Annotated in this window: 29 protein-coding genes; 15 read left to right on the forward strand and 14 right to left on the reverse strand. The window is 64.9% G+C overall.

From position 1 onward, the window contains the following. Positions 1-12: 12 nt before the first annotated feature. Complete coding sequence (locus GTZ97_RS15715; RefSeq protein WP_161651791.1) at positions 13-315, reverse strand: hypothetical protein; 303 nt, start codon at positions 313-315, stop codon at positions 13-15. Between the two features lie 302 nt (positions 316-617). Here GTZ97_RS15715 and GTZ97_RS15720 point away from each other — a divergent pair, with 302 nt between their 5' ends. From GTZ97_RS15720 to GTZ97_RS15735, 4 genes are read left to right on the forward strand one after another with little or no spacing between them, the layout of a single operon-like run. Continuing rightward, positions 618-1,088 (forward strand): CBS domain-containing protein, encoded by a 471-nt coding sequence (locus GTZ97_RS15720; RefSeq protein ID WP_161651793.1) that lies wholly within the window; start codon positions 618-620, stop codon positions 1,086-1,088. A gap of 8 nt (positions 1,089-1,096) precedes the next feature. Further along, positions 1,097-1,708, forward strand: a complete 612-nt coding sequence (locus GTZ97_RS15725) for an Hsp20/alpha crystallin family protein (RefSeq protein WP_161651795.1) — start codon at positions 1,097-1,099, stop codon at positions 1,706-1,708. Between the two features lie 34 nt (positions 1,709-1,742). After that, a complete protein-coding gene (locus tag GTZ97_RS15730) occupies positions 1,743-2,006 on the forward strand; it encodes a hypothetical protein (protein WP_161651797.1) in 264 nt (87 codons plus the stop codon). Next, positions 1,993-2,529 (forward strand): hypothetical protein, encoded by a 537-nt coding sequence (locus GTZ97_RS15735; RefSeq protein ID WP_201748317.1) that lies wholly within the window; start codon positions 1,993-1,995, stop codon positions 2,527-2,529. The genes GTZ97_RS15730 and GTZ97_RS15735 overlap by 14 nt, the downstream gene beginning before the upstream one ends. Here GTZ97_RS15735 and GTZ97_RS15740 read toward each other — a convergent pair. The 3 genes from GTZ97_RS15740 to GTZ97_RS15750 form a co-directional block, all read right to left on the reverse strand. After that, the gene (locus GTZ97_RS15740) at positions 2,514-3,602 is read right to left on the reverse strand and encodes a bifunctional heptose 7-phosphate kinase/heptose 1-phosphate adenyltransferase (protein ID WP_161651799.1); all 1,089 of its coding nucleotides are present in this window, start codon (positions 3,600-3,602) and stop codon (positions 2,514-2,516) included. The two genes, GTZ97_RS15735 and GTZ97_RS15740, sit on opposite strands and share 16 nt — an antisense overlap. Further along, positions 3,599-3,985 carry a four-helix bundle copper-binding protein gene (locus GTZ97_RS15745; RefSeq protein WP_161651801.1) on the reverse strand — a complete coding sequence of 129 codons (387 nt, stop codon included), beginning with the start codon at positions 3,983-3,985 and terminating at the stop codon, positions 3,599-3,601. Before GTZ97_RS15745 ends, GTZ97_RS15740 begins: the two co-directional genes overlap by 4 nt. A gap of 66 nt (positions 3,986-4,051) precedes the next feature. Beyond that, positions 4,052-5,551 carry an RNA polymerase factor sigma-54 gene (locus tag GTZ97_RS15750; protein ID WP_161651803.1) on the reverse strand — a complete coding sequence of 500 codons (1,500 nt, stop codon included), beginning with the start codon at positions 5,549-5,551 and terminating at the stop codon, positions 4,052-4,054. Positions 5,552-5,824: 273 nt separating this feature from the next. Here GTZ97_RS15750 and GTZ97_RS15755 point away from each other — a divergent pair, with 273 nt between their 5' ends. The 7 genes from GTZ97_RS15755 (at position 5,825) to GTZ97_RS15785 (ending at position 13,561) form a co-directional block, all read left to right on the forward strand. Continuing rightward, the gene (locus GTZ97_RS15755) at positions 5,825-7,060 is read left to right on the forward strand and encodes a glycosyltransferase (RefSeq protein WP_161651804.1); all 1,236 of its coding nucleotides are present in this window, start codon (positions 5,825-5,827) and stop codon (positions 7,058-7,060) included. A 4-nt stretch (positions 7,061-7,064) separates the two neighbouring features. Next, positions 7,065-8,003 (forward strand): amidohydrolase family protein, encoded by a 939-nt coding sequence (locus GTZ97_RS15760; protein ID WP_161651806.1) that lies wholly within the window; start codon positions 7,065-7,067, stop codon positions 8,001-8,003. Between the two features lie 21 nt (positions 8,004-8,024). Next, positions 8,025-9,209, forward strand: a complete 1,185-nt coding sequence (locus GTZ97_RS15765) for a glycosyltransferase (protein ID WP_161651807.1) — start codon at positions 8,025-8,027, stop codon at positions 9,207-9,209. A 55-nt stretch (positions 9,210-9,264) separates the two neighbouring features. Next, positions 9,265-9,645, forward strand: coding sequence for a DUF4398 domain-containing protein (locus GTZ97_RS15770; RefSeq protein ID WP_161651809.1), 381 nt, complete (start codon positions 9,265-9,267; stop codon positions 9,643-9,645). A 47-nt stretch (positions 9,646-9,692) separates the two neighbouring features. After that, a complete protein-coding gene (locus tag GTZ97_RS15775) occupies positions 9,693-10,517 on the forward strand; it encodes an OmpA family protein (RefSeq protein ID WP_161651811.1) in 825 nt (274 codons plus the stop codon). A 6-nt stretch (positions 10,518-10,523) separates the two neighbouring features. Next, complete coding sequence (locus GTZ97_RS15780) at positions 10,524-11,615, forward strand: AI-2E family transporter (protein ID WP_161651813.1); 1,092 nt, start codon at positions 10,524-10,526, stop codon at positions 11,613-11,615. Between the two features lie 161 nt (positions 11,616-11,776). Continuing rightward, positions 11,777-13,561: an ABC transporter ATP-binding protein gene (locus tag GTZ97_RS15785; protein ID WP_161651815.1), complete on the forward strand. Its 1,785-nt coding sequence runs from the start codon at positions 11,777-11,779 to the stop codon at positions 13,559-13,561. Positions 13,562-13,622: 61 nt separating this feature from the next. Here the strand turns inward: GTZ97_RS15785 and GTZ97_RS16805 are convergent, their stop codons facing one another. Continuing rightward, entirely contained in the window at positions 13,623-14,612 is a 990-nt protein-coding gene (locus GTZ97_RS16805; protein WP_236651264.1) for an outer membrane beta-barrel protein, read from the reverse strand. Between the two features lie 189 nt (positions 14,613-14,801). Here GTZ97_RS16805 and GTZ97_RS15795 point away from each other — a divergent pair, with 189 nt between their 5' ends. Then, entirely contained in the window at positions 14,802-15,959 is a 1,158-nt protein-coding gene (locus GTZ97_RS15795) for a glycosyltransferase family 4 protein (RefSeq protein ID WP_330863628.1), read from the forward strand. 76 nt (positions 15,960-16,035) lie between these two features. Then, positions 16,036-16,479 (forward strand): phosphatase PAP2 family protein, encoded by a 444-nt coding sequence (locus GTZ97_RS15800; RefSeq protein ID WP_201748318.1) that lies wholly within the window; start codon positions 16,036-16,038, stop codon positions 16,477-16,479. A 14-nt stretch (positions 16,480-16,493) separates the two neighbouring features. Here GTZ97_RS15800 and GTZ97_RS15805 read toward each other — a convergent pair whose 3' ends face one another. Together GTZ97_RS15805 and GTZ97_RS15810 are read right to left on the reverse strand one after the other, a co-directional pair. After that, positions 16,494-17,282, reverse strand: coding sequence for a DUF2334 domain-containing protein (locus tag GTZ97_RS15805; RefSeq protein ID WP_236651265.1), 789 nt, complete (start codon positions 17,280-17,282; stop codon positions 16,494-16,496). Positions 17,283-17,296: 14 nt separating this feature from the next. Beyond that, a complete protein-coding gene (locus tag GTZ97_RS15810; RefSeq protein WP_161651823.1) occupies positions 17,297-18,382 on the reverse strand; it encodes a glycosyltransferase in 1,086 nt (361 codons plus the stop codon). A 131-nt stretch (positions 18,383-18,513) separates the two neighbouring features. On the opposite strand from GTZ97_RS15810, the gene GTZ97_RS15815 reads away from it, so the two are divergent. After that, a complete protein-coding gene (locus tag GTZ97_RS15815) occupies positions 18,514-18,966 on the forward strand; it encodes a PA2169 family four-helix-bundle protein (RefSeq protein WP_161651825.1) in 453 nt (150 codons plus the stop codon). Between the two features lie 82 nt (positions 18,967-19,048). Then, the gene (locus GTZ97_RS15820) at positions 19,049-19,486 is read left to right on the forward strand and encodes a CBS domain-containing protein (protein ID WP_161651827.1); all 438 of its coding nucleotides are present in this window, start codon (positions 19,049-19,051) and stop codon (positions 19,484-19,486) included. Positions 19,487-19,498: 12 nt separating this feature from the next. Here GTZ97_RS15820 and GTZ97_RS15825 read toward each other — a convergent pair whose 3' ends face one another. From GTZ97_RS15825 to GTZ97_RS15855, 7 genes are read right to left on the reverse strand one after another with little or no spacing between them, the layout of a single operon-like run. Then, positions 19,499-20,446, reverse strand: coding sequence for a glycosyltransferase family 4 protein (locus tag GTZ97_RS15825; protein ID WP_161651830.1), 948 nt, complete (start codon positions 20,444-20,446; stop codon positions 19,499-19,501). A gap of 12 nt (positions 20,447-20,458) precedes the next feature. Next, positions 20,459-21,430, reverse strand: coding sequence for a glycosyltransferase family 2 protein (locus GTZ97_RS15830; RefSeq protein ID WP_161651832.1), 972 nt, complete (start codon positions 21,428-21,430; stop codon positions 20,459-20,461). Position 21,431: 1 nt separating this feature from the next. Continuing rightward, positions 21,432-23,237 carry a carbamoyltransferase family protein gene (locus tag GTZ97_RS15835; RefSeq protein ID WP_161651834.1) on the reverse strand — a complete coding sequence of 602 codons (1,806 nt, stop codon included), beginning with the start codon at positions 23,235-23,237 and terminating at the stop codon, positions 21,432-21,434. A 22-nt stretch (positions 23,238-23,259) separates the two neighbouring features. Next, positions 23,260-24,327, reverse strand: coding sequence for a glycosyltransferase family 9 protein (locus tag GTZ97_RS15840; protein WP_161651836.1), 1,068 nt, complete (start codon positions 24,325-24,327; stop codon positions 23,260-23,262). Then, positions 24,324-24,932 carry a D-glycero-alpha-D-manno-heptose-1,7-bisphosphate 7-phosphatase gene (locus GTZ97_RS15845; RefSeq protein ID WP_161651838.1) on the reverse strand — a complete coding sequence of 203 codons (609 nt, stop codon included), beginning with the start codon at positions 24,930-24,932 and terminating at the stop codon, positions 24,324-24,326. The genes GTZ97_RS15840 and GTZ97_RS15845 overlap by 4 nt, the downstream gene beginning before the upstream one ends. Further along, positions 24,929-25,651, reverse strand: coding sequence for an SDR family oxidoreductase (locus GTZ97_RS15850; protein WP_161651840.1), 723 nt, complete (start codon positions 25,649-25,651; stop codon positions 24,929-24,931). Before GTZ97_RS15850 ends, GTZ97_RS15845 begins: the two co-directional genes overlap by 4 nt. Then, positions 25,638-26,975, reverse strand: a complete 1,338-nt coding sequence (locus tag GTZ97_RS15855) for a glycosyltransferase family 4 protein (RefSeq protein WP_201748319.1) — start codon at positions 26,973-26,975, stop codon at positions 25,638-25,640. The genes GTZ97_RS15850 and GTZ97_RS15855 overlap by 14 nt, the downstream gene beginning before the upstream one ends. Positions 26,976-26,984 lie beyond the last annotated feature (9 nt).

Below are 26,984 nucleotides of genomic sequence, written 5' to 3' on the forward strand. Positions count from 1 at the left end.
CGGTCGCTGCGCTTATTGAGGCTGGGCTGGCCCCTGGCGGGTCCCATCCAGCAGGTTGTGATCCGAAACCGGCCGGCTGTCCGGCGCGATCGAGCCCGGCTCTTTCGGAGCGAGCAGGTCGCTCGGCGTGGGCTCTTGCCCGGTCAGATTGGAGTCAGGCACAGGCGTGCTCCGGTCTCGAGCTGTTCCGGTTTCGTGGCGAGCGCCCGGGCCATGGCCGACGCTGCGCTCGCCCACGGCATCCAGCCACAAAGGCCAGTCATCCAGGCCCGTCTGAGGCAGGTGGGTATGGGGGCAGTACAACGGGGGGGGCATGTCCGCAGCAGGTGCCGGGCCGTCATCCTCGGAGGGCAGGGGCGGGAAAACCGGGGCATACGGAACGGCAAGCCATGGAGGCAAGCCGCGAGATCCGAGGGCGGGGCGCGAAGTGGTGAGCATGATCGGTCCTGGCTGGCGTCGTGATGTGGGCGGTACGGGGGCCGGTGGACGTCGGTCCCGGGTCAGATGGGCAAATGACATGCCCGCACGGAGGGACGGGCGATACGGGGGCACAGGGCTTGCCGCATGGACTGGACCGTTCCCAACCGACTTCCACATTTGCGATGAGGAGCATCCATATGACACAGGTATTCGAAGCGATGACACGGGGCGTGCGGACCATCGGCCCCAGCGACACCCTGATCGAGGCTGCAAAGGCCATGACCGACCTGGATGTCGGGGCTCTGCCGGTCTGTGATGGCGAGCGTCTGCTCGGCATGGTCACGGACCGCGACATCGTCATCCGAGGGGTGGCGCAGGGTTGTGCCAACGACCAGGCCTGCGTGTCCGACGTGATGACGGAGGACGTGCTGTGGTGCTATGAGGACCAGGACGTTGAATCCGTGCTGGACAAGATGCGGGGCCAGCAGGTCCGCCGCGTGCCTGTGGTGGATCAGGACAAGCGTCTGGTCGGGATGCTGTCGCTGGGCGACGTGGCGGTCAAAGCCCAGGACGCCGACATGAACGACACACTGGAAGGCATCTCCGAGCCTGCGGAACCCATGCGGTCCGCGCCGGGCGCGACGCCTTCCGGATCCGCCCCACATTGACGGCAACCATGTCGTCTGAGGAGATCACCATGGCTCAATCCTATCTCTCAAACCATCGTGCCAACGGGCGCCATCCAGATCCCTTCATGGGGCTGTCTCGCGAAATGGGCAAGATGCTGGACACCTTCTTCTCCGGTGCCCACAGCATCATGAACATGAGCGCCCCCGGTGCCATGGTCTCGCCCCTCAAGCTGGACGTGTTTGAAGACGACCAGGAGGTCTGCGTCATGGCGGAGATGCCTGGCGTCCGGGCCGACGACGTCGAGGTCCGCCTTGAAGGCAGCACCCTTTTGCTGGGCGGGCACAAGCGCGACCAAGCGGATCTGCAACGTGAGCATGTCCATCTGATGGAGCGCAGCTATGGGCAGTTCTTTCGAATGGTGCCTCTGCCGTTTGCCCCGGATGCGGGGCAGGTAGAAGCTGTTTTCGAAAACGGGGTGCTCACTGTGCACATACCCAAACAGGAGCGGCAGGAGACCAGTCAGCGCATCCATGTGCGGGAAACCCGCAGCGAGCCTTCGGTCCCGCAACCCGCCCACCAGCCATCGTGGAACGGGCAACCCGGTGCACAGGCCAGCACGCCCGCCTCCCCGCAGGAGACGCAGTCGGAGCGGAAGTAAGCCCTTTGAGGCGCACCTCGGCAGGAGAACCATCATGAAGCCCAACACCCCGGCGCCAGAGCGCGCCCGCAAGCGCGCAGAGGGCGCCTGCCAAGACAAGGACGAGAAAGTGCCGACCTACCAGGAGCTCCTGGACGAGGCGCTGGACGAGACCTTTCCCGCAAGCGATCCGATCTCCCCGAGCGCGGCCATGCATGCCGAGAAGGAAGCCGAAAGCGAGCGCGACCAGGTGGACTGGACCCTCAAACCCGGTAGCGAGGCGGATCACGAGAAAGGCACACGCCGTGAGCGTCGCTGAAGCGGGCGGGCCGCTGTTGGGCGCCCCGGCCAGGGCCACGGAGGCGCTGGGCCGCGTGCTGCCGATGATCGAGCAGGCAGTGACCGACCCGGCGGTGTCGGGTATGGGTTATCTGGCCATCGTGGTGCTGACACCGATGCCGGCTTCTGAGCGGGCTCGCTTTGAAGATGCCGTGGTGCTTGAGCATGCCATTGGCGATCGCACAGCTTGGGATGTGGACTATCTGGCCTTCGCCCGGGCCAAGGCCCGGTTGTGCTGGGAGCATGGTTGCGATGGACGTACGCTGCTGCAGACCATGCCGCATCGCGTTCGCTCTGGCGACAGCCTGTTGATCGGGGCCGTGCATCTGGATGGGCTGGTGGTGGCTGTCAGTGGCGCCCACCCGTGGTATGACGAGGCGTTTGCCTGGGCGCTGGCCACCATGATTCGGGCCCTCGCCCACAGAGACCTGGATGCGCTGGCTCAGGCGGGCGCCCACACGGCACCTCAGGCTCAAACCGGGCCGCTTCAACGATCGCCCTGATAGGGCGCGAACAAGTCGGCCGGGAAGGCCTGCCTGGCCATGCAGCTGGGCAGCAAGGGCGCCCATTCCTCGCCGGCATGCGCGCTGTGTTGCCGGACCTCTTGAGCGGCCTGCATCAGTGCAGGCCATGTCAACGCGGCCGTACCGAACTGGCGAACGGCAAGACCGCCGGCGATGTTCGCCCAGCGTACGGCCTCGCTCATCGATTCACCCAGGCTCAGCATGTAGGCCACCACCGCCATCACGGTGTCGCCCGCTCCACTGACGTCAAACACTTCCTGTCGGTGGGCCGCCACGTGGTGAGGGCCATCGTCGTTGAACAGCGTCATGCCCAGCTCACCCTGGGTGACCAGCAGATGCTGGAGCTTCAGCTGGCGTCGCAGACGTTCGCCTCGCCGGTAGAACGGACTGGTACCCGGCTCGCAGGACCCGACCACGGCACACAGCTCCTTCAGGTTGGGCTTGATCAGGGTGGCGCCCTGATACCGTCGGTAATCGCTGCCCTTGGGATCGACCAGCGTGGGCATCCCTTGCCGGGTCGCCTCGCGCAGCAAGCGCGCGATGTCACTCAACGCGCCCTTGTCGTAGTCGGAGAAGACCACGAGATCGTAATCCGCCAGCAGGCGATCGAAGTGCTCGCCCAGCAGCACCACGCTGCTGCGCTGAGGGCGTGCCTCCACATCTGCCCGCAGCAACTGATGGCGCTGACTGACGCACCGGATTTTGCGGGTGGTTGTCAGGCCGGGCTCGATCACCGCGTGCAGTGTCAAGCCGCCGAGCTCCCTCAGGCCGTTGACCATGCATACCCCGGCCTCGTCCTGGCCCAGAATGGTCAGCAGCCCTACCTCGGCCCCCAGGCTGGCCAGATTCACCGCCACATTGGCCGCACCTCCGGGCTGTTCAGACTGTCCGTGGATCTGCAGGACGGGGACGGGCGCCTCGGGCGAAATGCGGTCGACCGTTCCATGCCAGTAGGAATCCAGCATGGCGTCGCCCACCACCAGCACCCTGGGTTGAGCACGACCCACGAAATGCACCCGCGGGGGCAGCGGCGGGACAGCGTCAACTGTCATGCCGCCTCGTCCTCTTCGTCGTCTTCCATCACATCACCCGCCATCTCCAGGCAGCTGTCAGCGCAGATGCGGCAGGCTTCGGCGCAGTCGTCCATGTCGCCCAGCGCCTCGCAACTGTCTGCGCAGGCCAGACAGACCTCGCCACATGCCTGGCAGATGACCCGATGCAGGGGCGCCCCCCGCAGCATGGCATTGGCCGCGGTCTGACACAACTCTGCGCAGGTCAGCATGAGTGAAAGATGATCGCGTGAAGCGTGCTCACCACCCATCTCCAAACATTGCTGCATGGCGGTTCGCAAGCATTCGTCATGGCAACGCTGGCAGTCTTCGATGCACTGCAGCGCGTCATCGTCGCTCAATGTGGTGTCGTCGTCCAAGGGCATGGCGGGTTCTCCAGGTGGGCCTTGGCTGAAGGGCAGCAAACCGCATGCCCCGACGACGATTCGAGATCAGGCCAGTCGACGACGGCGCTCGACTGGCGCGATGCGCATGGCTTGACGGTACTTGGTCACAGTGCGGCGCGCTACGGTCAGGCCTTGCCGGGCCAGGCGCCGCGCAATCTCCGCATCCGACAGTGGCTCATGTGGCTTCTCCTGGTCGATCATCGTCTGGATCACGCCGCGGATGGCTGTGGCGGAGCATGCCCCGCCCGTTGCCGTGGGCATCGCGCGCGAGAAGAAGTACTTGAGTTCGAACACACCGACCGGTGTCGACATGTACTTGTTGTTCGTGACGCGGGATACCGTCGACTCATGCAATCCAACTTCTTCGGCGATCTCGCGCAGCCCCAACGGCTTCATGGCCAGGGCCCCGTACTCAAGGAAGTTGCGTTGACGCTTGATGATGGCCTCTGTGACCTGCAGGATGGTGGCAAAGCGTTGCTCGACGTTGCGTATGGTCCAGCGGGCCTCCTGAAGGTGCGCGGCCAGTTCGGCATGTCGGCCTTCGCGATGGCGCTGGAACAGGTCGGCATACATCTGGTTGAGGCGCACCCGCGGCACGATGGCATTGTTGAGCGACGCCACCCACTGGCCCCGCACCTTGCGGACGATGACATCCGGGGTAATGTAGGGAGCGGTGGGGGAGCCGTAGCGCCAGCCAGGACGGGGATCCAGGCGTCGGATGCGGTTGCAAGCCGCCTCGACCTGCTCGGCGCTGCGGCCCAGCTCGCGGGCCATCCCGCTGAGATCGTGGCGGGCCAGCCGTTCAAGATGATGGGAGACGATGAGGCGGGCCAACTCCCGTTCTTCGGGACATGCAATGGCGGGCAGTTGCAGCAAGAGGCTTTCGGCCACAGTTCGCGCGCCCACCCCTGCCGGGTCCAGCGACTGCACATGGTGAAGCGCGCGCTGCATCTCCTCAGGAGCGGCCATCGGGGCCAGCTCGCAGAGTTCGCGCAGTTCGTCGAGGTCTTCACGCAGATAGCCGTCTTCGTCCAGGGATTCCACGATCACCTTGGCCAGCAGACGTTCCCGCTCGCTGATGTTCATCACGTTGAGCTGACCATGCAGATGATGACGCAGTGAGGTGTCGGCTGCCACCATGTCCATCACATTGGTCTCGCCGTCGCCGCTTCCCTGCCTGCCGCTGCCCTGGATTTGCCAGCTGTCCCGCTCGGCAAAGTCGTCTGTCAGAGGCGCGTCGGAGATCGCGTCGCTGCCGGGTGTGATCATGTCTTCGCTGGGCTGACTGGCCAGCCCATCGGCCACGGGATCCACCGTGTTGAGCGCCACCACGGGCGCCACGTCTTCGCCGTCGGCTGCGGTGGCGCTGCCTTGAGCGGACTCGTCCTCGTCAAGAGGCTCCAGAAAGGGGTTCTTGCCCAGTGCGGCGTGCACCTCCTGGGCAAAGTCCAGTGAAGACAGTTGCAATAGGCGGACAGCCTGCTGCAGGCGGGGGGTCAAGGTCTGTTGTTGCTTGTGCTCTGTCCTGACAGTGATCGATCTCATCGGGGTCTCCGTTCAAGGGCGGATGAACGTCTCGGCTCACCATGCGGACGGCAGCAGAATGCAATGCCCGTGCCGGGTCGATTTGTGCTTGGAACACCGGACACGCGGGGCCTCTTCCCCTGGGAAAGGGGGCGCAGTACAAGCCGCGACGGTGGCGTTCGACCCTGTAAAAATGACAGCCCCCCTGTCGACATTACCGACCCTGGGGTGGCCCGGTTTGTCCAGGGAACACGGTTTGCTCAATGGGGGGCCACGCCCTTACAAGGAACTCCCATGGCGCACCTGATCGTGTTTTCCCATTTGCGCTGGCACTTCGTGCACCAGCGTCCTCAGCATCTGCTGTCCCGTCTTGCGCCGCATCATCCGGTCATCTATGTAGAAGAGCCGGTCGAGACCCATGGCCTGCCGCACCTGGAAGTCATCGAGGTGATGCCTCATGTCACCGTCCTGCGGCCTCACACCCCGGTTCACACGCCGGGCTTTCACGATGAGCAGTTCGAGTTGCTCGAGCCCCTGCTGGCACAGTACCTCGCCGAGCAGGACATCGACGAAGCGGTGGCTTGGTTCTATACGCCAATGGCCCTGCCTCTGATGCAGGTGTTCAAGCCCCTGGCAGTCGTGTATGACTGCATGGATGAACTGTCCGCGTTCAAGGGGGCGCCGCGCGTGATGCGCCAGCAGGAGTACGCGCTGCTGCGGTCAGCCGATGTGGTCTTCACCGGCGGACTGAGCCTGTACGAAGCCAAACGAGAACTGCATCCTCATGTGCACTGTCTGCCCAGTGCGGTCGATGTGCGGCATTACGCGCCCACGTCGCTGCGGGAAGACGCGCCCGAGATGACAGCTGCCATGGCGTTGCAGGGCAAGTTGCCACATCCCATGATTGGCTTCTTCGGGGTCATTGACGAGCGCATGAACCTGGAGTTGATCGCCTCGCTGGCAGATGCCCATCCCGAGTGGTCCATCGTGCTGGTGGGGCCGGTGGCGAAGATTGACCATGCCAGTCTGCCTCGTCGTGCCAACATTCACTGGCTGGGCATGCAGCCGTATGCCTTGCTGCCTTACCTGGTCAAGGACTGGGATCTGTGCATGATGCCGTTTGCCTTGAATGAGGCCACGCAATACATCAGTCCGACCAAGACTTTGGAGTACCTCGCGGCCGAGAAGCCGGTGGTGAGCACATCCATTCGCGATGTCGTGGCGCTGTATGGCGACGTGGTTTATGTGGCCAAGAACCCCGGACACTTCATCCAGGTGTGCGAAGGCGTGCTACAGCAAAGTGATGCAGAGCGGGCGCGCTACCTGTCGGAGGCCGCTTGCTGTGTCACGTGCTTCTCCTGGGACGACACGGCCAAGGCCATGCGCGAACTGATCGAGGCGGCCATGCAGCGGCGGCAGCAAGCCTGGTCAGGCTCATCACGACGGCGTGCCATGCCGCCGGCCTCCTTGCGGGCCATGCGTGGCAATCCGCGCGGTGACGAAGGCAAGCTGGGCTTCACCGCGGGTTGAGCACATGCTGATCGACGCGCACCTTCATTGCACCGGCGAGGAAACCACAGACGATGTGCTGCGCACACTGGATGACGCGGGCGTGGATGTGGGTGTGCTCCTGGCGCCCTTCCTCAGTCACGGCTATAGCCTGGATGATGCCGACTCGCTCCGGCGTGCCAATGCACACCTGTCGCGCCTGGTGCGCGGGCACGAAGACCGCTTGATCGGGTTGTGCGTCATTGATCCTCGCGATCCCCAGGCGCCAGGTGATCTGCGCCATGCCATCGAGACGCTCGGCCTGCATGGGGCCAAGATGGTTCCAACCGGTTGGTACCCGCATGACGATGCCGTGCAGCCGGTGTTTGAGGTGGCCAACGAACTGAAGCTGCCAGTGCTGTTTCACAGCGGCATTTTCATCGACGGAAAGTCGGGCCGGTTCTGCCGGCCCACTTTCTTTGAAGCGCTGCGGGCCTACCCGGACATGCGCATGACATTGGCACATCTGAGCTGGCCCTGGACGGATGAGGCGATCGCCGTGGGGCTCATCGACCTCATTCATGGCGTTGCGCCCGACGATGTGGCCTTCCGTTTTGATCTGTCATTTGGTGCACCACCCGCCTACCGCCTGGATGTGCTGCGCAAGGCTTTGAGCGTGCTGGGCTCCGGGTTGCTTCAATTCGGAAGTGACTGCTTTCTGCCCTGCCCGGGCGAGATGCTGCGTGAGCGTCGCGGCTGGCTGACCGCCTTGCTTGATGAACTGGAGGTGGATGTGCCCGCGCGCGAGCGCATCTGGCATGGGACGGCACGGGCCTGGCTGCGTGATGCACCCAACCTGCCCCGCCAGGATGATGAACGCCCCCTTCTGGCATCCCACCACGGCTGGTTGCTGCGAGCAGACCACCAGCCCGGTTTGCCGTCCGTCCCCCGCCACCGGATGCGATGGCGTCCGGTCTGCTGTTGAGCGTCCCACCTTTGAGGCACCATGTCCAGCATCCCGGTTGCATCCCAGCGCATTCAGGTTCTTGAGGTCATCGGCAACGCCATCGTGGGTGGCATGGAGACCTATGTTCAAAGGCTGATCGAGCGCCTGCCGCCAGATCGGTTTCGGGTGGTGGCACTGTGCCCCTTCGAAAGCGTGTTCACCGACGCCTTGCGTGAACGGGAGGTGGATGTGGTGATTGCGCCCATGCCCGACGACCCGACCTGGACGAGCATCCATCTTGCCTGTGCCCTCATCAAGGCACACGCCATCGACGTCTTGCATGCGCATCTGGCCAACGCGCACGTGCTGGCAGGCATCGTGGGCCGCATCACGGGCAAGCCGACGCTGGCCACCATACATGGACGCCAGCTCAATACCCTGGATCTGGAAGCTCACCGGACCACGGGAACGCATCTAAGCGTGGTTTGCCGTCAGACCTACTTTCACGCCATGGGCTTGGGGGTGCAGCCGGCGCAGTTGCATTGCATTCCCAATGGGGTGGATACCCAGCGCTTTCATCCCGGCGTGCAACGCCTTGCGTCCTGGCGCCAGGCATACGGCATCCCGGACGATGCCCCTGTCGTCGGGTTCATCGGTCGTCTGTCACCCGAGAAGGGCCCGGAGGTGTTCGTGCGGGTCGCCCTGATGATGCGGCAGATGGTGCCGTCTGCGCACTTTGTGCTCGTGGGCGAAGGCCCCATGCAGGCCGAACTCGTCCAGCATGTACGGCAGTTCGATCTGGGCAAGCATGTTCATTTCGTAGGGTTGCAGCACGACATGCCGCAGGTGTACGCCCAGCTGGACGCGGTGTTATCGACCTCTCATACAGAGGCCATGCCGTTTGCGCTGATGGAGGCCATGGCTTGTGGCGTACCGGTGGTGGCGCCGCGCGTGGGGGGCGTGCCGGATCTGATTGCCCACGGCCAGACAGGCTGGCTCACGGCTCCTGGCGCTGACCATGAGGCAGCGCAGCTGCTGGCGCAGTTGCTTGGCGACCCCGAATTGCGTGGGCGCATGGGCCAGCAGGGGCGTGAACGCTGTGTGACGCGCTTCTCGCTGGACGTGTGTGCAGTCAACACCATGGCACTGCTGCAGCGCCTGGCACCCAGCAGGAGCGAGCAGCGCCGCATCAGTGCCGTGGTGTCACCGACCAAGATCGGGCGCTCCGCAGCGAGCACCGGATGAGGAGGCACAAAAGCTGCTCAGAGCGGGCAGTTTCCATCCACCAAAAGAGGGCACCATGAAGGCGACACACACGAGCATTGGGCTTCGTTCCAGATGGTTGACGGCTGCGCTCGCAGTCTCTGTGCTGGCAGCCTGCGCCAGCACCCCCCCGCCGCGCGAGCGCCTGATGCTGGCACAGGCGTCTGTTGAGGCTGCCGCCTCTGCTGGCGCACCGCAATTCGCACCGGCGGAGTTCGAGCGTGCGCGCACAAAGCTCGAAGCAGCCAAGGTGGCCATGGCGCGCAGCGAATTCGGCAAGGCGCATGTCATGGCTGAGCAAGCCGATGCCGATGCCCTGGTGGCGCGTCACAAGGCGGGTGCCGAGCGTGCGCGCCAGGCGACCGAGGAAGTCAACGCCGGCCTGAAGGCACTCAGAGAACAGTCGATGCGCCGCTGACAGGTGCATGCGGTCCCTGCTGGTCACCATTCAATCAAGGAGATCCCATGACATCCTGGAAGCACCATGTGGCCTTGCTGGCCATTCCGCTGGCAGCCTGCCAGACCACCCCCCCTCACAATGAGGCGCTCAGAGAGGCGCGCCAAGCCTATGCGTCAGCCAGTCTGCATCCCCAGGCTGGCGAGGCCGGGGGCCTCGAACTGCGCCGGGCGCGGCAGTCTCTCGACGCCGCCGAGCGCGCCTGGGCGGATCGCCGAAACGACGAGGAGACCCGCCACCTCTCCTACCTGGCTTATCGGCAGGCACAGGCCGCGCATCTGGCAGCGGAACAGCGTCAGCAGGAGGTCCTGCTCAGACAGGCCAGTGTGGAGCGCGAGCGCATCCGTGCCGAAGGCCACGCCCTGGATGCGCAATCGGCACGCAACCGCGCGGATCGCTTGAGCGATCGGGCAGACCAGCTCGAGCAGGCATTGCAGCAGATGCAGGCCCGCAGCACTGACCGTGGCCTGGTGGTGACAGTGCGGGACGTGTTGTTCGACACCGCACAGCATCAGTTGCAGCCGGGTGCACGCCGTTCGGCCGCACAACTGGCCGCGATCCTGCAGCAGCATCCGCAGCGTCGCATTCGTGTTGAAGGTTTTGCCGACTCCCGGGGCAGCGAAACCTACAACCTGGCGCTGTCGCAACGCCGTGCCGAGGCCTTCCGCGATGCGCTGGTCGAGAATGGCGTGCCTGCAGATCGCATTGACGTGCAAGGCTTGGGAGAAGCCTTCCCCGTCGCCACCAACGCCACAGCGGCCGGCCGGCAGCAAAATCGTCGGATCGAGGTGGTCTTCTCAGACGAGCAAGGCCAGGTCAAATCTCGTCCCTGACGGCGCGTGAACAACACCCCACGCCTCACCACCAGACTGCCCGCCTGGGCTCTTCTGGGTCTGCTGGTGATCGGTGGGGTGCTGTTGGTGCGGGAGGCGCAGACCTTTCTGATGCCCATCGTCTTTGCGGTGGCGCTGACGTTTGCGCTGGTCAGCCCTGTCCAACACCTCAACCGACTCGGCGTGCCGGAGCCCTGCGCTGCCGGCGTGGTCCTGGTTACGCTGCTTCTTGTGTTGGGGTTGTTGAGCAGCATGCTGGTGGAGCCAGCGAACAACTGGATCCGCAAGGCGCCCACCACCGTGCAGCAGGTAGTAGAGCAGCTGGACCGGGTGCGAGCGGCCATCCCTGTGATCGCGCCGCCGCGCAAGGCCCGCTCCGACGTGTCGGGTCCGGATCCGGTCAAGGACAAGATTGCCAGTGAGGGGGTCACTCTCACGGGGCGCGTGCTCAGTCAGATTCTTTCAGTGGGTTATCTGACGCTGGCGACGTTCATCCTGCTGTACTTCCTCCTGGCGTCAGAGCGCTGGTTGCTGGACCGCACGGTCGAGGCCTTGCCAGACAAAAGAGCCCGGGCGCGACTGCTGGGAGGCTTGCGTCGGGCGCAGCGCGACATTGCGCTCTATCTTGGCACCATGGCCCTCATCAACATTGGTCTGGGCACAGCCACCGCGCTGGCCATGATGTCGCTGGGTCTGCCCAACCCGATCCTGTGGGGAACGGTGGCGGCGGTCCTCAACTTCATTCCCTACTTTGGGCCGTTCCTGATCACCGTGATGCTGCTGATGGCAGGGGTGATCGGCTTTCCGGATCGTGGCTTGATGGTGGTCGCACCGGCGGCAGCCTTTCTTGCCCTGCATGGCCTGGAGAGCAACTTCATCAGCCCGATCGTGGTGGGGCGGCGGCTGGCACTCAGCCCCTTGTCGGTGTTCCTGTCCGTGTTGTTCTGGGGTTGGCTGTGGGGTATGGCTGGCGCCATGCTGGCCGTTCCCATCTTATTGATGGTGCGCATTGCCTGCCGCCGCCATCCCCGTGGAAAGCTGCTGTGCGTCTACCTGGAGGGGCGCCCCAGTACAGGGACGCGACCGTGGCGTCCTTGAAAACCATGGGCCCGTGAAAGAGGCCACGAAAGCAGGCCCTTTTCCTGAAATGGGGGGGTCAACGTCCCAGCGGAAGGGGACGTTAACGCGGCATCCGGCCGATTCTCCTGGCCGGCGCCGACGCGGGGCGTGGACCGCGTGCCCAGCCCCGCCGCGCTCACATGAACCCTGCACCTGCTCCCACCCTCGGCCTGGCCGAGTTGTATCGCCATGTCTGGCGCCACGCTCAGGGGGTGCGCGCCCGCTGGGTGGGTGCCGCCAGCTTGTTGGTGCTGTCCCAGCTGATCAAGCTGCTGGCACCCTGGATGGCCGCGCAGGCCATCAACACGATTCAGCAGGGCGGTGCCCAGGCGCTTCAGCAGGCCGCCTGGTGGATCGGCGGCATTTTCGGGGTCTATGTGCTGTCATGGTCCACGCATGGCCCAGGCCGTGTGCTGGAGCGCTCGGTGGGCGTGAAGGTGCGGCAGAGCCTCTCAAATGACCTGTTCCATCGGCTGTCGCATGCGCCGCTGGCTTGGCACGATCGCCATCATTCCGGTGAACTGCAGCATCGTGTGGCGCAGGCCAGTCACGCGCTGGGCGATTTTGCACAGAACCAGTACATCTACCTGCAAAACGCGGTCAACCTCTTCGGTCCACTGGTGGCACTGGCCACGCTGTCCACCCTTACCGGCGTTCACGCAATGATCGGTTATCTGGTCGTGGCGCTGGTCATCTGGCGCTTCGACCTTCGGCTGACTGCGCTGGTCGCGCAGGAGAACCATGCTGATCGGCGCTACGCCGCCACCTTGCTGGATTTCCTGAGCAACATCTCGACGCTGATGAGCCAGCGCTTTCAGGCGCACGCCCAGCGCTTGCTGGGGCGGCGTCTGCAAGCGGTGTTTGCGCCGTTGCAGCGCAATATCCTCATCACCGAGTTCAAATGGTGTGCTGTGGACCTGCTGAGCGTGGCACTGACCTGGTCATTGGTGGTGGCCTATGCCTGGCATACGCGAGACGCTGGCGGCACTTTGCTGCTCGGCAGTGTCTTCATGGTCTATGAGTATGCGAATCGCGCCGGTGGCGTGATCGGTGCCATGGCCGCCAACTTCCAGAACCTGGCGCGCATCCGAACCGACTACACCAGCTGTGACGTGATCCGCGAGGCGCCACGTGCGCCTCACGAAGCCGGCATGCCGCTGGATGACTGGCAGCGTCTGGATGTGGTGGATCTGCGTTACACCCGTCCAGATGGCGGCGGGCTGTCTGGTATCACCTTCCAGCTTGAGCGAGGCGACCGTGTGGCCATCGTGGGACCGAGTGGGGCAGGCAAAAGCACGCTGCTGCGCGTGCTGGCGGGCTTGTACGAACCCACCCATGGGCATATCGAGGTCGACGGCGTGGCGCCGTTGGGCATGCGGCATCTGGGCCGCGTGACGACGCTGATCCCGCAGGAGGCTGAAGTTTTCGAGGCCACGATGAAGGAGAACATCGCATTTGACCAGGATGTGCCTGATGCCCTTCTGGAGGAGGTGGCACGCATCAGCGCGCTGGATGACGTGCTCGCAGGGCAGCCGCTGCGTTGGGAGACGCCCGTGGTGGAACGTGGCGCCAATCTGTCTGGCGGACAGCGGCAGCGGCTCTGTCTTGCGCGTGGGGTGCTGGCCGCGCGCCACAGCGCAGTCGTGCTGCTGGACGAGCCTACCAGCGCGCTTGACCCGTTGACCGAGAATCAGGTGCTCAGCCAGATCATGGCGGCCTTCCCCGATGCCTGCGTGATGGCGTCTTTGCACCGCATGTCCTTGTTGACTCACTTCAACAAGGTGTTGCTGGTCGCTGAGGGCCGTGTGGTCGACATGGGCCCGATTGCCGAAGTCAGGGCCCGACAAGCCCTGTTCCGTGAACTGCTGGAGCACACGCCGACATCGACGGGACAGTCGGTGGTGTGCAGCGAAGCAATGGCCTGAATTAGGCCTCCCTGAATTTTTGTATCGGGTCGGATGCGCCCAGGGCGCATCCAGACATCGGTCAGAAGCGGTACTGCACGCCGAGGGTGGTCAGCGAAACGTCGCGCTTGGAGTTGCCGGCAAAGCGCATTTCGTGGCGATCCCATTCGAGCACGAGGGCCCAGTTCGGCGTGGCGTTGAAGCGCAGGCCCGCCCCGTACGAAAGGCCGGCACCACTGTCCTTGCCGCCATCGACGTCAACCGCCAGCGTTCCCGTGGAGGTACGTGTCCAAGCGTAAGTGACACCGGCCTTGGCGTACACGCCAGCCACTTGGCCCAGCGGGGCTTGGGCGATCACGCTCAGGTTGGCGCCATGCGCGCGCGTGCGGCCACCCGAGCGGCTCACGCTCCCGGTGTTCAGGTAGCCCAGTTCAAGACCGAGGTAGTCGTTGAACATGCCACCGGTGTAGACCTTGAAGGCCTTGTCGCTGGTGTCATCACACGAGTAGGCCGACGAGCAGCGCACGTCGTCGAAGTCAGCTTGCCCCCAATGCAGGCCCACATAGCCGCGCGTGGTGTAGGGCAGCCACGAGTAGCTGCTGTCGCGGCTGCGGTAACCGGCCGCGGGCGGGTCGAAGGCCATCGGGGTCGTCGAGGTGCTGTCGTACACGCCCGACGTGCTGCCGTCTGTGCGCGCGCCAGCGCCGCTGTTCTGCAGCGTGCCGCTCATGCCCGAGGGGGCGCCGCTGGATGGGGTGCCCATGGTGCCGCTTTGGTCATAGGTGCTGCCCGAGGTGGCGCCGGTGGTGCCCGTGTTGCTCATGCCCGATGCTCCCCCCACGCTGCCGCCGACGTTGCCGCCCGAGGTGCTGTTGGTGGTGGCTTCCGAGGCACCGGATGTGGTGCCCGATGGATTGCCGCCAGGCGTGGTCACGCCATATGGGGCGCCGGTCATGTTGGGCTGACCACTGCCAGCTGACCCGCTGGACTGGGCCTGTGCCGTCGTGCAGACCATCAGGACGGCCCCGCTCAGCAAGGCGGAGGCTAGGGTTCGAGACGTCGTCGCGTGCATGGTGGTTTCCTCTTGAAATGGTGATGACGCAGGACCCTGGGCAGGGCAGTCCGTGAGACACGCTGCAAGCCAAGGGACGGTGTCTGCCCCGAGGCAAACTGCGTGCCCCCCTCTTGAGGGAGGGGCGTTCTTCCGACAGGAATGGCGCTTGCCGTGCCCCCCGGCATCGATCACCCATGGGGACATGTTGTGCGAATCACTTATGTGACGGAAACCTATCCACCCGAGGTCAATGGTGTGGCCCTCACTGTTGCGCGCACCGTGTCGCATCTGAGGCAGGCGGGTCATGACGTGGACCTGATCCGGCCGCGGCAGCGCCACGAGCGGCGCCAGGCCGACGACCAGCAATGGATCACGCATGGCTTTCCGATTCCCATGTATCCCGAACTGCGCTTTGGCTGGGTGCGGCACGCGGCGATGGTGGCTCGGTTGCAGCGTTCTCAGCCCGACGTGGTTCATGTTGCGACCCCTGGTCCCTTGGGCCGCACCGCGGTACTGGCGGCCAGGGCGCAGGGCCTGCCGGTCACAGTGGACTTCCGTACCAACTTCCATGAGTACAGTCGCTACTACCGACTGGGAGGGCTGTTGCCCGTGATCCGGCACCATCTGCGCCTGCTGGCCAGAGCGGCTGATCTGACGTTTGTGCCCACCGAGGGGCTGCGGCAGACCTTGCTGGAACAGGGCTTCGAGCGGCTGGAAGTGGTCGGACGCGGCGTGGACGCACAGGCCTTCTCCCCGCGTTGGCGTGACGGACGGCTGCGCGCGCAATGGGGAGCAGACGTCCATACGCCGGTTGTGCTGTATGTCGGGCGTCTGGCTGCCGAGAAGAACGTGGCGCTGGCTTTTCAGGCATGGGAGCGTGCACGTGCGCTTTGTCCTGAGACACGCATGGTGGTGGTGGGCGACGGGCCTTTGCGCGCGGGTCTGCAGCGGCGCTGGCCACAAGCCTGCTTCATGGGAACCCTGAGGGGGCCCGCCCTGGCGCGGGCGTACGCCAGCGCCGATGTGTTTGCATTTCCCAGCCTCAGCGAAACCTTCGGCAACGTGACATTGGAGGCGATGGCATCGGGCCTGTGCACGGTCGCCTTCAAGGCTGCCGCCGCGGGGGTGCTGATCGAGGATGGGCGAAATGGGCGCGTGGTTCCGCCGGAGCAGCCCGACGCGTTCCTGGACGCTGTCTGCCAAGCCTGCACGGCGCTGCCCTCATTGGGGCCGCTGCGCGCCGAGGCCCGGCAACGCGCAAGGATGTCGGACTGGAACGAGGTGATGCGCCGCTTCGCAGGACACCTGCAAGATCTTGTGCACCAGCGGGAGGTCGGTCATGCGCGCGATACCTGTCTGGTCTGAACGCCTTGTCGCCAGAGGCCGGGCGCTGGACCGGCAGTGTGTGCTCTGGATTCAGGGTTGCCGAGCCAGTGTCTGGATGAGCTGGCCCTTGATCGCGGTAAGCAAGCTGGGAGATGGCGCGTTGTGGGTGGCCGTCATGCTGCTGCTGCCGTGGATTGACGGCCAAGCTGGCGTGGCCCGCATGGGACAGCTGCTGGCATTGGGGGCCATCAACGTCGGTTTGTACCTGTGGATCAAACGGCGCATTGCCCGTCCGCGACCCTGTCATGCCTGCGAGGGGGTGCGCGCGTGGGCCCGGCCGCTGGACACATTCAGCTTTCCCAGCGGGCACACCTTGCATGCGGTGGCGTTCACCGTCGTGCTGTCTCATCACTACCCGATGCTGTCGGCCATGCTGTGGCTGTTCTGCCTGCTGGTGGCGGCCTCACGGGTGGTGCTGGGACTCCATTACCCGAGCGATGTGCTGTGCGCCGCAGGCTTGGCGGTTATGACAGCCGAACTCGTCCTGCGCTTCATATGAGCAGGCGCTGCCTGTCACATGGGCCGTCGGATATCCATGCATGTGATGGGGTCGGTCTCGGGAAAGACGCTGCTTCGTTCTGCGGCATGAGCCAGTTGCGTCACCGCATCGGCCAGCGTGCAGACCTCTCGGTCTGGCAGCAAGGTCGACAGGGTGCGCATCCATGCCCGGCGGATGGCCGGATGGTCGGCGTCATGCGGATGCAACTCGAGCCGGACCAGGCTTTGCTGCCTGATCCGGTGAGAGAGGTAAGCGTGGCGGGTCAGGGACAGTGAGCGTCGCAAGGACGATTCCGTGCTGTAGACCAGGCTGTCGGCGGGGTAGCGTCCCTGCCTGTCCAGTGTGTAGAGTGCGCGGCGTGTGCAGGTGTAGCGCAAGGGCTTCTTGCTGAGCGCAGACCACGCACCCGGGCTGAGCAACCAGGCTGGCGCAACAAAGCCATGCAGGGGCCAGCGACAGCGCTGAAACCAGCGGATGCCCGCGTCGATGGCCATGCTGGCTTCCCATTGGCCCAGATCGGAGAACTCCCCCTCGCCGCGCGTGTAGATGCGGCGGCGGATCCAGTCTCGCCAGTGACGCGGGTGTCCTGCGTCCAGATGGGTGTAGCCATGCAAGGCGACCTCGCAGCCGTGCTCGAGTTCTGTGCTGACAGCGTGCTCGAACTCGGGTGTGCTGGGACGAAGGTGGAAGCGCGGCACGGCCAGCAAGGTCATCGGAACATTCCCGATCTCCCGCACAGCGCGCATGACGCGCTGGCAGGCGGCCCAGTTCACGGGGGCGACATCGTGAATCACGATGCTCATCAGTGCAGGTGCTGTCACGGGGTGTTCTCCAGGAGGCTTTGGTATCGACCGAACAAGCGAGGTAGCACAGCGCCCCAGGCCTGCGCGCGCGCGCGCTCGACAGCGGCTTGCGACAGGGGCGCACGTGGCGCGTTCAGGACCTCGGTCACCGCGTGTGCAAACGAAACCGGGTGACCGTCTGACACGCTGTAGCCAACTTGCTCGTTCACCAGTTCACGCAGGCCTGCTGTACCGCGTGCGACCACCGGGCAGCCACAAGCCATGGCCTCCAGCACCGTGAGGCCACAGGTTTCCTGGTCACCTGCGTGCACGAACACGTCGGCGCTGGCCATGGCGCGGGCCAGCGCCCTGCGGTCGTTGGTGAAGGGCAGCCTGAGTACACCGGGGCCTCGGGGCGGCACGGGTCCGTCACCCATGGCCACCAGCACATGGTTCGGCCCCAGCGCGCGTACCGCTTCGCACAGCGTCTGAAGGTTCTTCTCAGGCGCGAAGCGTCCGGCGTACAACAACACCCGCGTGTCGGGTGACAGGCCCAGTTCCGCCCGCCATGCGGCTGAGCGGTGAGCGGGTTGGAATACCGCAGTGTCGACGCCGAGGGGCTGGTGCTCGACATGTGGCAGACCCCAGTCACGCAACTGGGCCACCATGTCGTGGCTGGGTGCCAGCACCAGGTCGCACCGTGCGTACACCTTGCAGAGATAGCGTCTGGCCCAAGCCGCCGCTGGCGCACCGCCGAACCGGCGCGCCATGGAAACCACGTTCGCATGGCAAAAGGCCACCACCGGCACGCGGAGCTGTCTGGCGGCGTCCAGCGCAGACCAGGCCAACGTGAAGGGGTCACCGATTTCGAACAGATCTGGGCGCTGGCGGGCCAGTCGCGCGCCGTTGGCTCGGCGAGCCAGCGGCGCCCTGTAGCCCCCCGAGAAAGGCAGGGGCATGCCTGGCAAAGCGAGCATCCCGGCACCAGACACGCCGGGTGCGGCCACCGTGTGCTGCCAGTCGCGACAGGCTGATATCCAGTTGCGCTTGGCCAGCACGTAGCTGCGCACGCCGCCGCTGGTGCGCCCCCAGAACATGGTCACGTCCATCACATGCGGCATGCGCCAACCTCTGTGGAAAGTCGGATCCGGAGGGCAAATAGCGTGCCTGCGGCAGGAGGCGCGGGAATGCCGTGTGCTGTTCACAGGGAGAGCCGCCCACTCGGGGTCGGCATGATTGAAAGGAGCTGACGATGAACAACGAAGACGTGATCGACGTTCTGAACGACCTGATCGAGAACTGCCGCGATGGTGAGTACGGCTTCCGGGCCTGTGCTGAACATACCCAGTCGACAGAGCTGCGTGAACTCTTTCAGTCGCGTGCCCGCGAATGCGGTGGCGCAGCCGTGGAACTTCAGGCGCTGGTTACCCAGTTCGGCGGTCGTCCGGAAGATGGCGGCACCGCGAGTGGCGCTATGCATCGCGGCTGGGTGGCCGTCAAGGGCACGCTGAGCGGTTACACCGATCTGGCGATGCTGGAAGAGTGCGAGCGTGGCGAAGACGTGGCCAAGGCCCGCTATCAGAAAGCGCTGGGTGAGAGCTTGCCGCCATCGGTGCGATTGGTCGTGGAGCGCCAATTCCAGGGGGCGCAGCGCAATCATGACCAGATCCGTGCGCTTCGGGACCGTTTTCGCGCGGCCGCCTGACGGACCAAAACACGGCTTGTAAAAAAGTGCAGGCCCACCGATTGCTCATGGGGAGGTTCAAACATCCTCATGAGGAATCGGCATGCGACGTGTTTCAGAGGTCATGACCCATGGTGTGGAGGTCATTTCCCCTCAGGCTTCTCTTCAGGAAGCCGCTCAATTGATGGACCTGCTCAATGTGGGTGCCTTGCCCGTCTGTGAGGGGCGCAAACTCGTCGGCATGATCACGGACCGGGACATCACCGTCCGTGCCATTGCCACCGGCCTGATCCCGAACGACACGGCGGTGTCGGAGGTGATGACCGAGCACACCCGCTGGTGTTATGACGACCAAACGACCGACGAGGTGCTGCAACAAATGAGCGATGTGCAGATCCGCCGCATGCCGGTGCTCAATGATCAGGATGAACTGGTGGGCATTGTGTCCCTCGGCGATCTCGCCACGCGTGAGCCCGAAGGCATCGGCCAGCTGCTGCGCGACATTTCTTCCCCGTCAGAGCCCGACCGCAGTGCGCTGTAAGAGCTGTTTCTCCTACTGGGCGACCTGGCGCAGCAACTGGGCCCAGTCCCCCACGAACCGGTCGATGTGAAATCGCGCAAGCGCGGTCTTTCGCGCAGCCTGGCCCATGCGGTGAGCGGCCGCAGGGTCCTCCAGCAGCAGCTGCATGGCCTCCACCAGCGCATCGATGCGGGTGTCGATGTATCCATCATGACCCCGTGTGATCACGGTACTCAATTCCGTGGTGGCCAGCCCGACGACCGGCATGCCCACCATCATGGCCTCGATCAGCGCCAGCCCCAGACTGGTGTAGCGGATGGGGTGAAAAAAGAACCGGTATGTCGCCATCAGCTCACCCAGCTGGCGTTGCGACACCTCGCCCAGCCCGCCGGGCATGGTGTGGGCATCCATGCCTGCCAATGCGAGGGGCACCGACTGGCGGACTTGCTCATACACGTCGGCCCCCAGCCGGCGGCCCCTTCGGCACAGGTGATTGACCACGACGAGCCCCTCTGGCCGCGTGCCGCTGTAGCGGGCCTCGTTGATGAGCTTGACGCCGTGCTCGATCACTGAAACAGGCGAGCGACCACTGTCCCACATCAGGGCATTGAACGGGGTCACATGCACGAGCACGGTGTCGGGGTCGTCTACCCAGTGGCGCGTGTTGGTCGGATGCTCCTGCGGGGGGTCGTGTTCAAGGTAGATCCGAGGCAGGCGCTGTTGCTCAGGGGACAGCAGCGTGTGCCGCTCGTGCTCATAGGCTTGGCGTGACTGGTACAGCACCACGTCAAACCGCATGCTGGCCAGCTGCTCAACCGGGGCATCGTGCACGTTGTCGCCCCAGGGTAACTGGCCGCTGCGGCCCGTGTGATGAGGCGAGCCGGTCGCATCGCGCACCAAGTAAAAATCGTGGGGCACCTGGGAGAGGTAGTACATGTAGTTGCCATGGACATGCCAAGTCAGGATGCGCAATCGCTTCATCTGCACGCCTTGCTACCAGAACAGCACACGGAAACGCCATGCTCCGGCCAGCCGCCAGAAGATGGCCAGATATGGGATAACCAGTGAGGTGAGCACCATCTCGAGCACATGTCGCGGAGCGCGCGAGGTGCGTCGAAGTCGCTGCCAGGCGAAGTGCAAGCTCAACGCCAGTGCACTGCCAAGGAGGGTGGCCGCCCAGGCTTCCGAGCCTTGCGCCCACGCCACGATGGCGGCGACCGAGGCAAGGACGATCAGGTAGTAGCGCAACGGTGCCATGCGCCGCATCTTCAGGCAGTAGAGCTGCGGATGCTTCTTGTAGAGCAGGGCATCGAAGAACATGTTGCGCTGCTGCCGCAGGCTGATCGCCCAAGGTGCGGGACGAACGGGGTGAACGACCAGGGCGTCGGGTGCCCAGCCGATGCTCTGGCCCGCCCGCAGCATGCGGAACTGCAGGTCGGAGTCCTCCCGCCAGGCGCGGGTGAAACGTTCGTCGAAGCCCCCCAGCAGCGTCAGGACTTCACGCCGTACGAACGCATTGGCCGTCACGAACTCGGCTTGCTCCAGTCCCTTGGTCACAAGGTCGAAGTCGGTCGGATGCGGGCTCACCGGAACCGTGATGCGACCGGTGACGGCGGCCAGGTCCGGCTGGAGGGCCCTCAAGCCATGGGCCAGCCAGTTGTGCGCGGGCACGGTGTCATCGTCGGTGAAGGCAATGACGTCTGCGTGAGCCAGCCGCCAGCCTCGGTTGCGGGCGCCTGCGGGGCCACGGGTTCCCTGCGCCTGGGTATAGGTGAGGGCCGGACTGTCCGGATCGCTGCCCAATCGGCGTACCAGCGCCTCGGTCTGTGCGCATGCGCCGTCATCCACCACGATGATCTCGTACTCACCTGCCGCCAGGGACTGTTGCATCAGTGCGGCGAGGCAGCGCTGCAGCAACTGCGGTCGACCGCAGGTGGGAATCACCACGGAAACAGCAGGCGACATGTCAGATCAAGCGAGGTGATTTGTCCACCACAAAGTTACCCATCACCACCGCGTCAAGGGGGGTGGTGTAGAACGCCTCCAGGGCGTCGCGTGGGCTGCACACCATGGGCTGGCCTCGGACGTTGAAAGAGGTGTTCACCAGCACGGGCACGCCGGTGCGTTCACCAAAGGCGCGAAGCAGGGCGTGCAGGGCCGGCTGGCGTTCAGCGTTCACCGTCTGGACACGGGCGGTGCGGTCAATGTGACAGGCAGCGGGAATGCGCTCGGCGGCCGCAGGCAGCACGTCATAGATAAAAAGCATGAAGGGCGACTCCCCCCCATTGGCGTCAGCTGGACTGAACCAGTCCGACAGACATTCCTGCGGCACCACCGGTGCAACAGGCCGGAAATCTTCGCGGTCCTTGAGTTCGTTGAGTCGCCGCTGCATGTCGCCGTGCAGTGGCGAGGCCAGGATGGAGCGGGCGCCCAGGGCGCGTGGACCAAACTCCATGCGTCCCTGAAACCAGCCAATGATCTGATCCTGCGCCAGGAGGGCTGCCACCTCACGAGCCGGATCCTGCAGCTTGCGATACGGCAGGCCAGCCCAGCGCAACAGGGACTCGATGTGCTCGTCGTCATAGGCTGGCCCCAGGCAGGCGTCGTCCATCTGCCACTGGCGGGTGGCCAGCGTCAGGGGCTGCCCCACTGGCGCCACGGTTTCAGGTTGCTGGACGGTGTCAAAGGCGCGCTGACGCATACGCGCGTCGACCCACAGGGCCGCCCCCAGCGCGGTACCAGCATCCCCCGCGGCCGGCTGCACCCAGACGGCGTCGAAGATCCCGCTGTCACGCAGGCGCGCATTCATCACACAGTTCAGCGCCACGCCGCCCGCCATGGCCAGATGGCGTGCACCGCTGGCTTCTCGCAGCCAGCGCGCCAGCGCCAGTACGGTGTCTTCGAGCACGTCCTGCAGCGAGGCGGCCAGATCCAGGTGTGCCTCAGACAGCGTGTCTCCGGGTCGGCGACGTGGTCCGGTCAAGGCTTCCAGATCCAGCGGGCCCAAGTTGAACTGGCCGTTTCCCTCGACCCGCAAAGCGGCCTGTAGCGCGTCGCGGAACCGGGGCTGGCCAAGCGCGGCCAGGGCCATGACCTTGTACTCATCGGAGGAGTGCAGAAAGCCCAGGTGCTGCGTGACACGCTCATACAACAGGCCCAGCGAGTGGGGCATGTTGACTTGACCCAAGGCCGTGTAGCGGCCAGCCTCGGCCACGCCGTAACTGGTCGTTGCCAGCTCGCCGCGACCATCAAGTGTCATGACGGCGCAATGAGCAAACGGCGAGGCCAAGAAGGCGCTGGCCTGGTGGCACAGATGGTGGTCCACAGGATGCCAGGTCCACGGAGCGGGGCGGGGCAGATCCTGCCACCGGTGACGCAGATGATGGGGCACCCCATCGCACAGCTGCCGCGGCGCGTTGACCATATAGGCTGCAAACAGCGGGTCCCAGACGTTATCCCATTCGCCGGCATCCTGGGCCGAAGGCTCAAGGGGCAGCTGGATCATCCGGGCTCCTTGTAGCCGGTCGCGCAGAATGTGGTCGGGGTTGTAGCTGTAGGCCACGTGGTCCACGTCTGCCAGCGTGGCGCCAGCTTGCCGCAGGCAGTCGTCGATGGCGTGAAACGGGAGTTCCCAGGCACTGAAGGGAACGGGGCGTTTGGCGTGCTTGATGCGCGTGTAGCGCTCCTCTTCCGAAGCCGCAATCACCACCCCGTCCAGGACGATGGCAGCGGCAGAGTCGTGAAAGGCAGCGTTGATGCCCAGGGTGATCATGGCAGTGCGGGTTCGAAGAGGGTCAGGCAGGCAGGAGCGCCAGGCAGGCGGCCAGCACGGTTTCGTGCGGCACGCCGGTCAGACAGGTCGGACTGCCCTGCGGACAACTGCTTTGCAGACAGTTCCGACAAGGCACGTCGTGGGAGAGCACGCGTGCGCGCGCTTTCCAGGGCGTGTGCTGGGGATTGGTCAGTGCATACAGGTCCACAACCGGCGTGTCGAGCGCGGTAGCCAGATGGACAGGACCTGTGTTGTTGCTGACGAGCAGAGCGGCCTCGCTCAGCACTCCCCCCAGCTCGCCAAGACTCAGCTCGCCACACAGGTTCAGTGATGGCGCGCGCATGACGTGGCGAGCTTGCGCCACCAACCCGGCTTCGGCTGGGGAGCCGGTGAACACGGTGCGTACGGCCCGGCGATGCCAAAGCTGGTCGGCCACCAGCCCAAAGCGCTCTGCCGGGTAACGACGAGAAGGCGCCGAGGCGCCAGGATGCATCACCACGTAAGGCGTGCCGTCGGCCAGACCCAGCGCCCGCAACCGGCTGCGGGCGCGCACCTCGTCGAGCTCGTCGAGCTCGAACCGCAGGCGGTCGTGAGGAGGGTGCCACCCCACCTGGGCCACCAGCGCCAGCTGTCGGGCGACTTCATGCCGCGGACCCGTCTGGATGTCGTCGGTCTCTCGTACCCAGTCTGTCAACAGGTGATAGGGCTGCTCTCGGCTGTGCGCCAGCCGCAGCGAAATGCCGGCCATCAGACACAGCATGGCCGCGGGAAGGGCGCTTTGTGTGCAGGTGGTGAAAATGACCGCAGCATCGAACCCGCCCGCCTTCAGGCGGTCTGCGCAAGCGGAAAGCGCGTCCGGTTCTGCATGCTTCATCCATGGGGCTCGAAATGGAATCACCTCGTCGACCAGCCCGGACCGTTCGGCCGCCTCAGCACCCGACGGTGAGCAAAGCATGCTGAGGCTTGCCTGAGGTTGGCTGGCCCGGATGGCGGCCAGCGCTGGCGTGGTCATGAGCACATCGCCCAGATGATCGAGCCGGATGGCGAGGATGCGCCTCAGCCCCTGCCAGCGCGAGGGAACAGCACTCATGATGCTGCCACGCAGCTTGGTGGTGTGGGCGCTTCCGCTGGCTGCCGTGTTCCGAGTATCCAGGAAGCGGCATCCATCAGATCGGCTGCACGGTGCACGGGCCGCCTCAGGGGGCTGAGGCGCCATTCCGTCTCGTGCCCGACGTCGAGCAAAATGGACTGACAGCCGGCGCGGTGGCCCGCTTCGACATCGTCCAGGATGTCGCCCACCATCCATGACCGCTTGAGATCGATGTGATGAGTGGCCGCCGCCTGACGCAGGAGACCTGGCGCGGGTTTGCGACACAGGCAACCCGGTGCCTGCCTGGGCGAAGGCGCATGCGGACACGCCAACACATCGGTCAGCTGAACGCCGACCTCTTCCTCGACCTTGCGCATCAACGCGTGGCGCAGCGCCATCCAGGCACGGCGGTCGAAGTAGCCCAAGGCCATACCGGGCTGGTTGCTCACCACCACCAGCAAATGCCCTGCTGCGGCCCATGAACGCAAGGCCTCGGGTGCGCGAGGGGTGAAACGCAACAGCGCCGGATCCACGTTGTACGGGACGTTCTCGACCAGGGTCCCATCCTTGTCGAGGAAGACAGCAGTACGCGAAGGCGTGTTCATGGCCATGAGGACTCCTGTCGAGGCAACACCATCAGTTCAGGAATGGCGGACTCCACTGGCATCGTCAGGGCAAAGGCGATGGCGCGGGCCACGTTGCCCGGGTCCTGCAACCGCGCGAGGTCCAGGCCTTCGAAGCGATCCAGCAGAAAAGGGGTGCGCATGCCGCCGACGACGACGCTCATCACGCGGATGCCATCGGCACGCAGCTCCGCATGAAGGGCGTGAGACAGCCCTGTGAGTCCCCATTTGCTTGCGTGGTACGCGCTGGCATTGGGCCAGGCACGCTTGGCAGCAGTCGACGCAATGTTGACAATCTGCCCACGACGCGCCCGCAAGGCCGGCAAGGCCAGCTTGCTGAGCATGAAAGGTGCAGTCAGATTGACGGCGACGACATCGTCCCAGTTTTCGAGTGTCAGTGCGTCGATGGCGGCAGTGACGTCGGTGCCCGCGTTGTTGACCAGGACATCCAGGCCGCCGAAAAGTCCGGTGATGTCGGCCATCGCTGCCATCACCGCTTCACGGTCTCGGAGGTCAATCACCAGGTCGCGGGTGCGGTGACCCTGCGGGTCAGCGCGTTCGCGTACGGCCGCCAGCCTGTCGGCCTGACGATCCACCATGATCACCTGCATCCCTGCTTCGAGCAGCACCGCGGTGAGGGCCGCGCCCAAGCCGCTTGCGGCGCCGGTTATGAGCGCCACCTTGCCTTCAAGCGTGACCATGCAATCCTTCCATCGGGATAACCCGAGCGGTGTGAGGGGGCGCGGTGTCGGGCAACATGTGGCCCAGCCCCCAGCTGTTGAAATGCGGTATGTATTGCACACTCCGGTAAATCCGGTCGAGTTCCTGTACCACCTGTTCCCAGGTGAATGAGCGGCGCACATGGCAGCGCCCCGCTCGACCCATGGCGTCGGCCAGGCTGGGATTCGCATGGAGTTGCGTCAGCCGCTCGGCCAGAGCCTGAGGATGGCGTGGCGGAACCAGATAGCCCGTCACCCCCTCCACCACCGTGTACTGGATGCCGCCCACTGCGCTGCCAATGACCGGGCGTCCACAGGCCATGGCTTCCAGCGGAGTGATGCCAAACGGCTCGTACCAGGGCGTGGTGACAAACACATCGGCAGCGGCGTAGTACAGCGGCAGCGTGTCCCGTGAGCGCTGGCCGGTGAAGGTGACCTGCGTGTGCACTCCCAGGCACCGGGCCAGCCGGCGCAGCCGTCCGATCTCCGGCGTGAGATGCTCGTCGGGTGAAGGATGGTTACCGCCCACCACGAGCAGGCGCGCGGGGACGCGTGCATCCAACAGCGCCAGCGCGCGGATCACGTTGTCTACCCCCTTGCGTGGCACCATTCGCCCCAGCTGCAAAATGATGAACTCATCTGCTCGCAGACCGAGGGCAGCGCGGGCGCGCTGGCGGTCCATGGGTCGGAAGTCCGTCGTGTCCACCCCGCATGGCACCATGCTCAGGCGTCGTGCATCGGTGTGGTACAGGCGAACCATGTCTTCGTGGTCCTGCGGGCATTCTGCGATCACACAGTCCGATGACTGCATCACCTGGCGCTCAATCTCGATGCGTTCGGCCGGGAATGCGTCAGCCAGGCCCTGATGCTCGCGCCGCACCAAGCCAAGGGCGTGGAAGGTCGTCACCAGAGGAATGTCAAATGCCTCTTTGAGGCGCATGCCGGCCATGCCCGACATGAAAAAGTTGGCATGCGTCACGTCATAACCCCCGTTATGACGGGTCAGCCGTTCCGCTGCGCTGATGAACTCGGGCATGTGTGGCAGCAGCGCCTCTTTGGGCAGGGGCTGTGCCGGACCGGCAGGCAGATGGACCACCCGCACACCACGGGTGAGGTCCACGCTGCCGGGCAGATCAGGGTGGTCGCGCCGCGTGAGCACGTCCACCTGATGTCCCATGCGGGCCAGCATGAGGGCCACCTTGGCCACATAGACGTTCTGACCACCGGCATCCACGCCGCCCACTGCGGCGAGCGGGGATGCATGCTCGCTGATCAAGGCCACTTTCAGATTCTGTGGGTCCCTCATGGTTTGGCC

It is taken from the genome of Aquabacterium fontiphilum, assembly GCF_009909205.1.
Classification (GTDB): domain Bacteria; phylum Pseudomonadota; class Gammaproteobacteria; order Burkholderiales; family Burkholderiaceae_C; genus Aquabacterium; species Aquabacterium fontiphilum.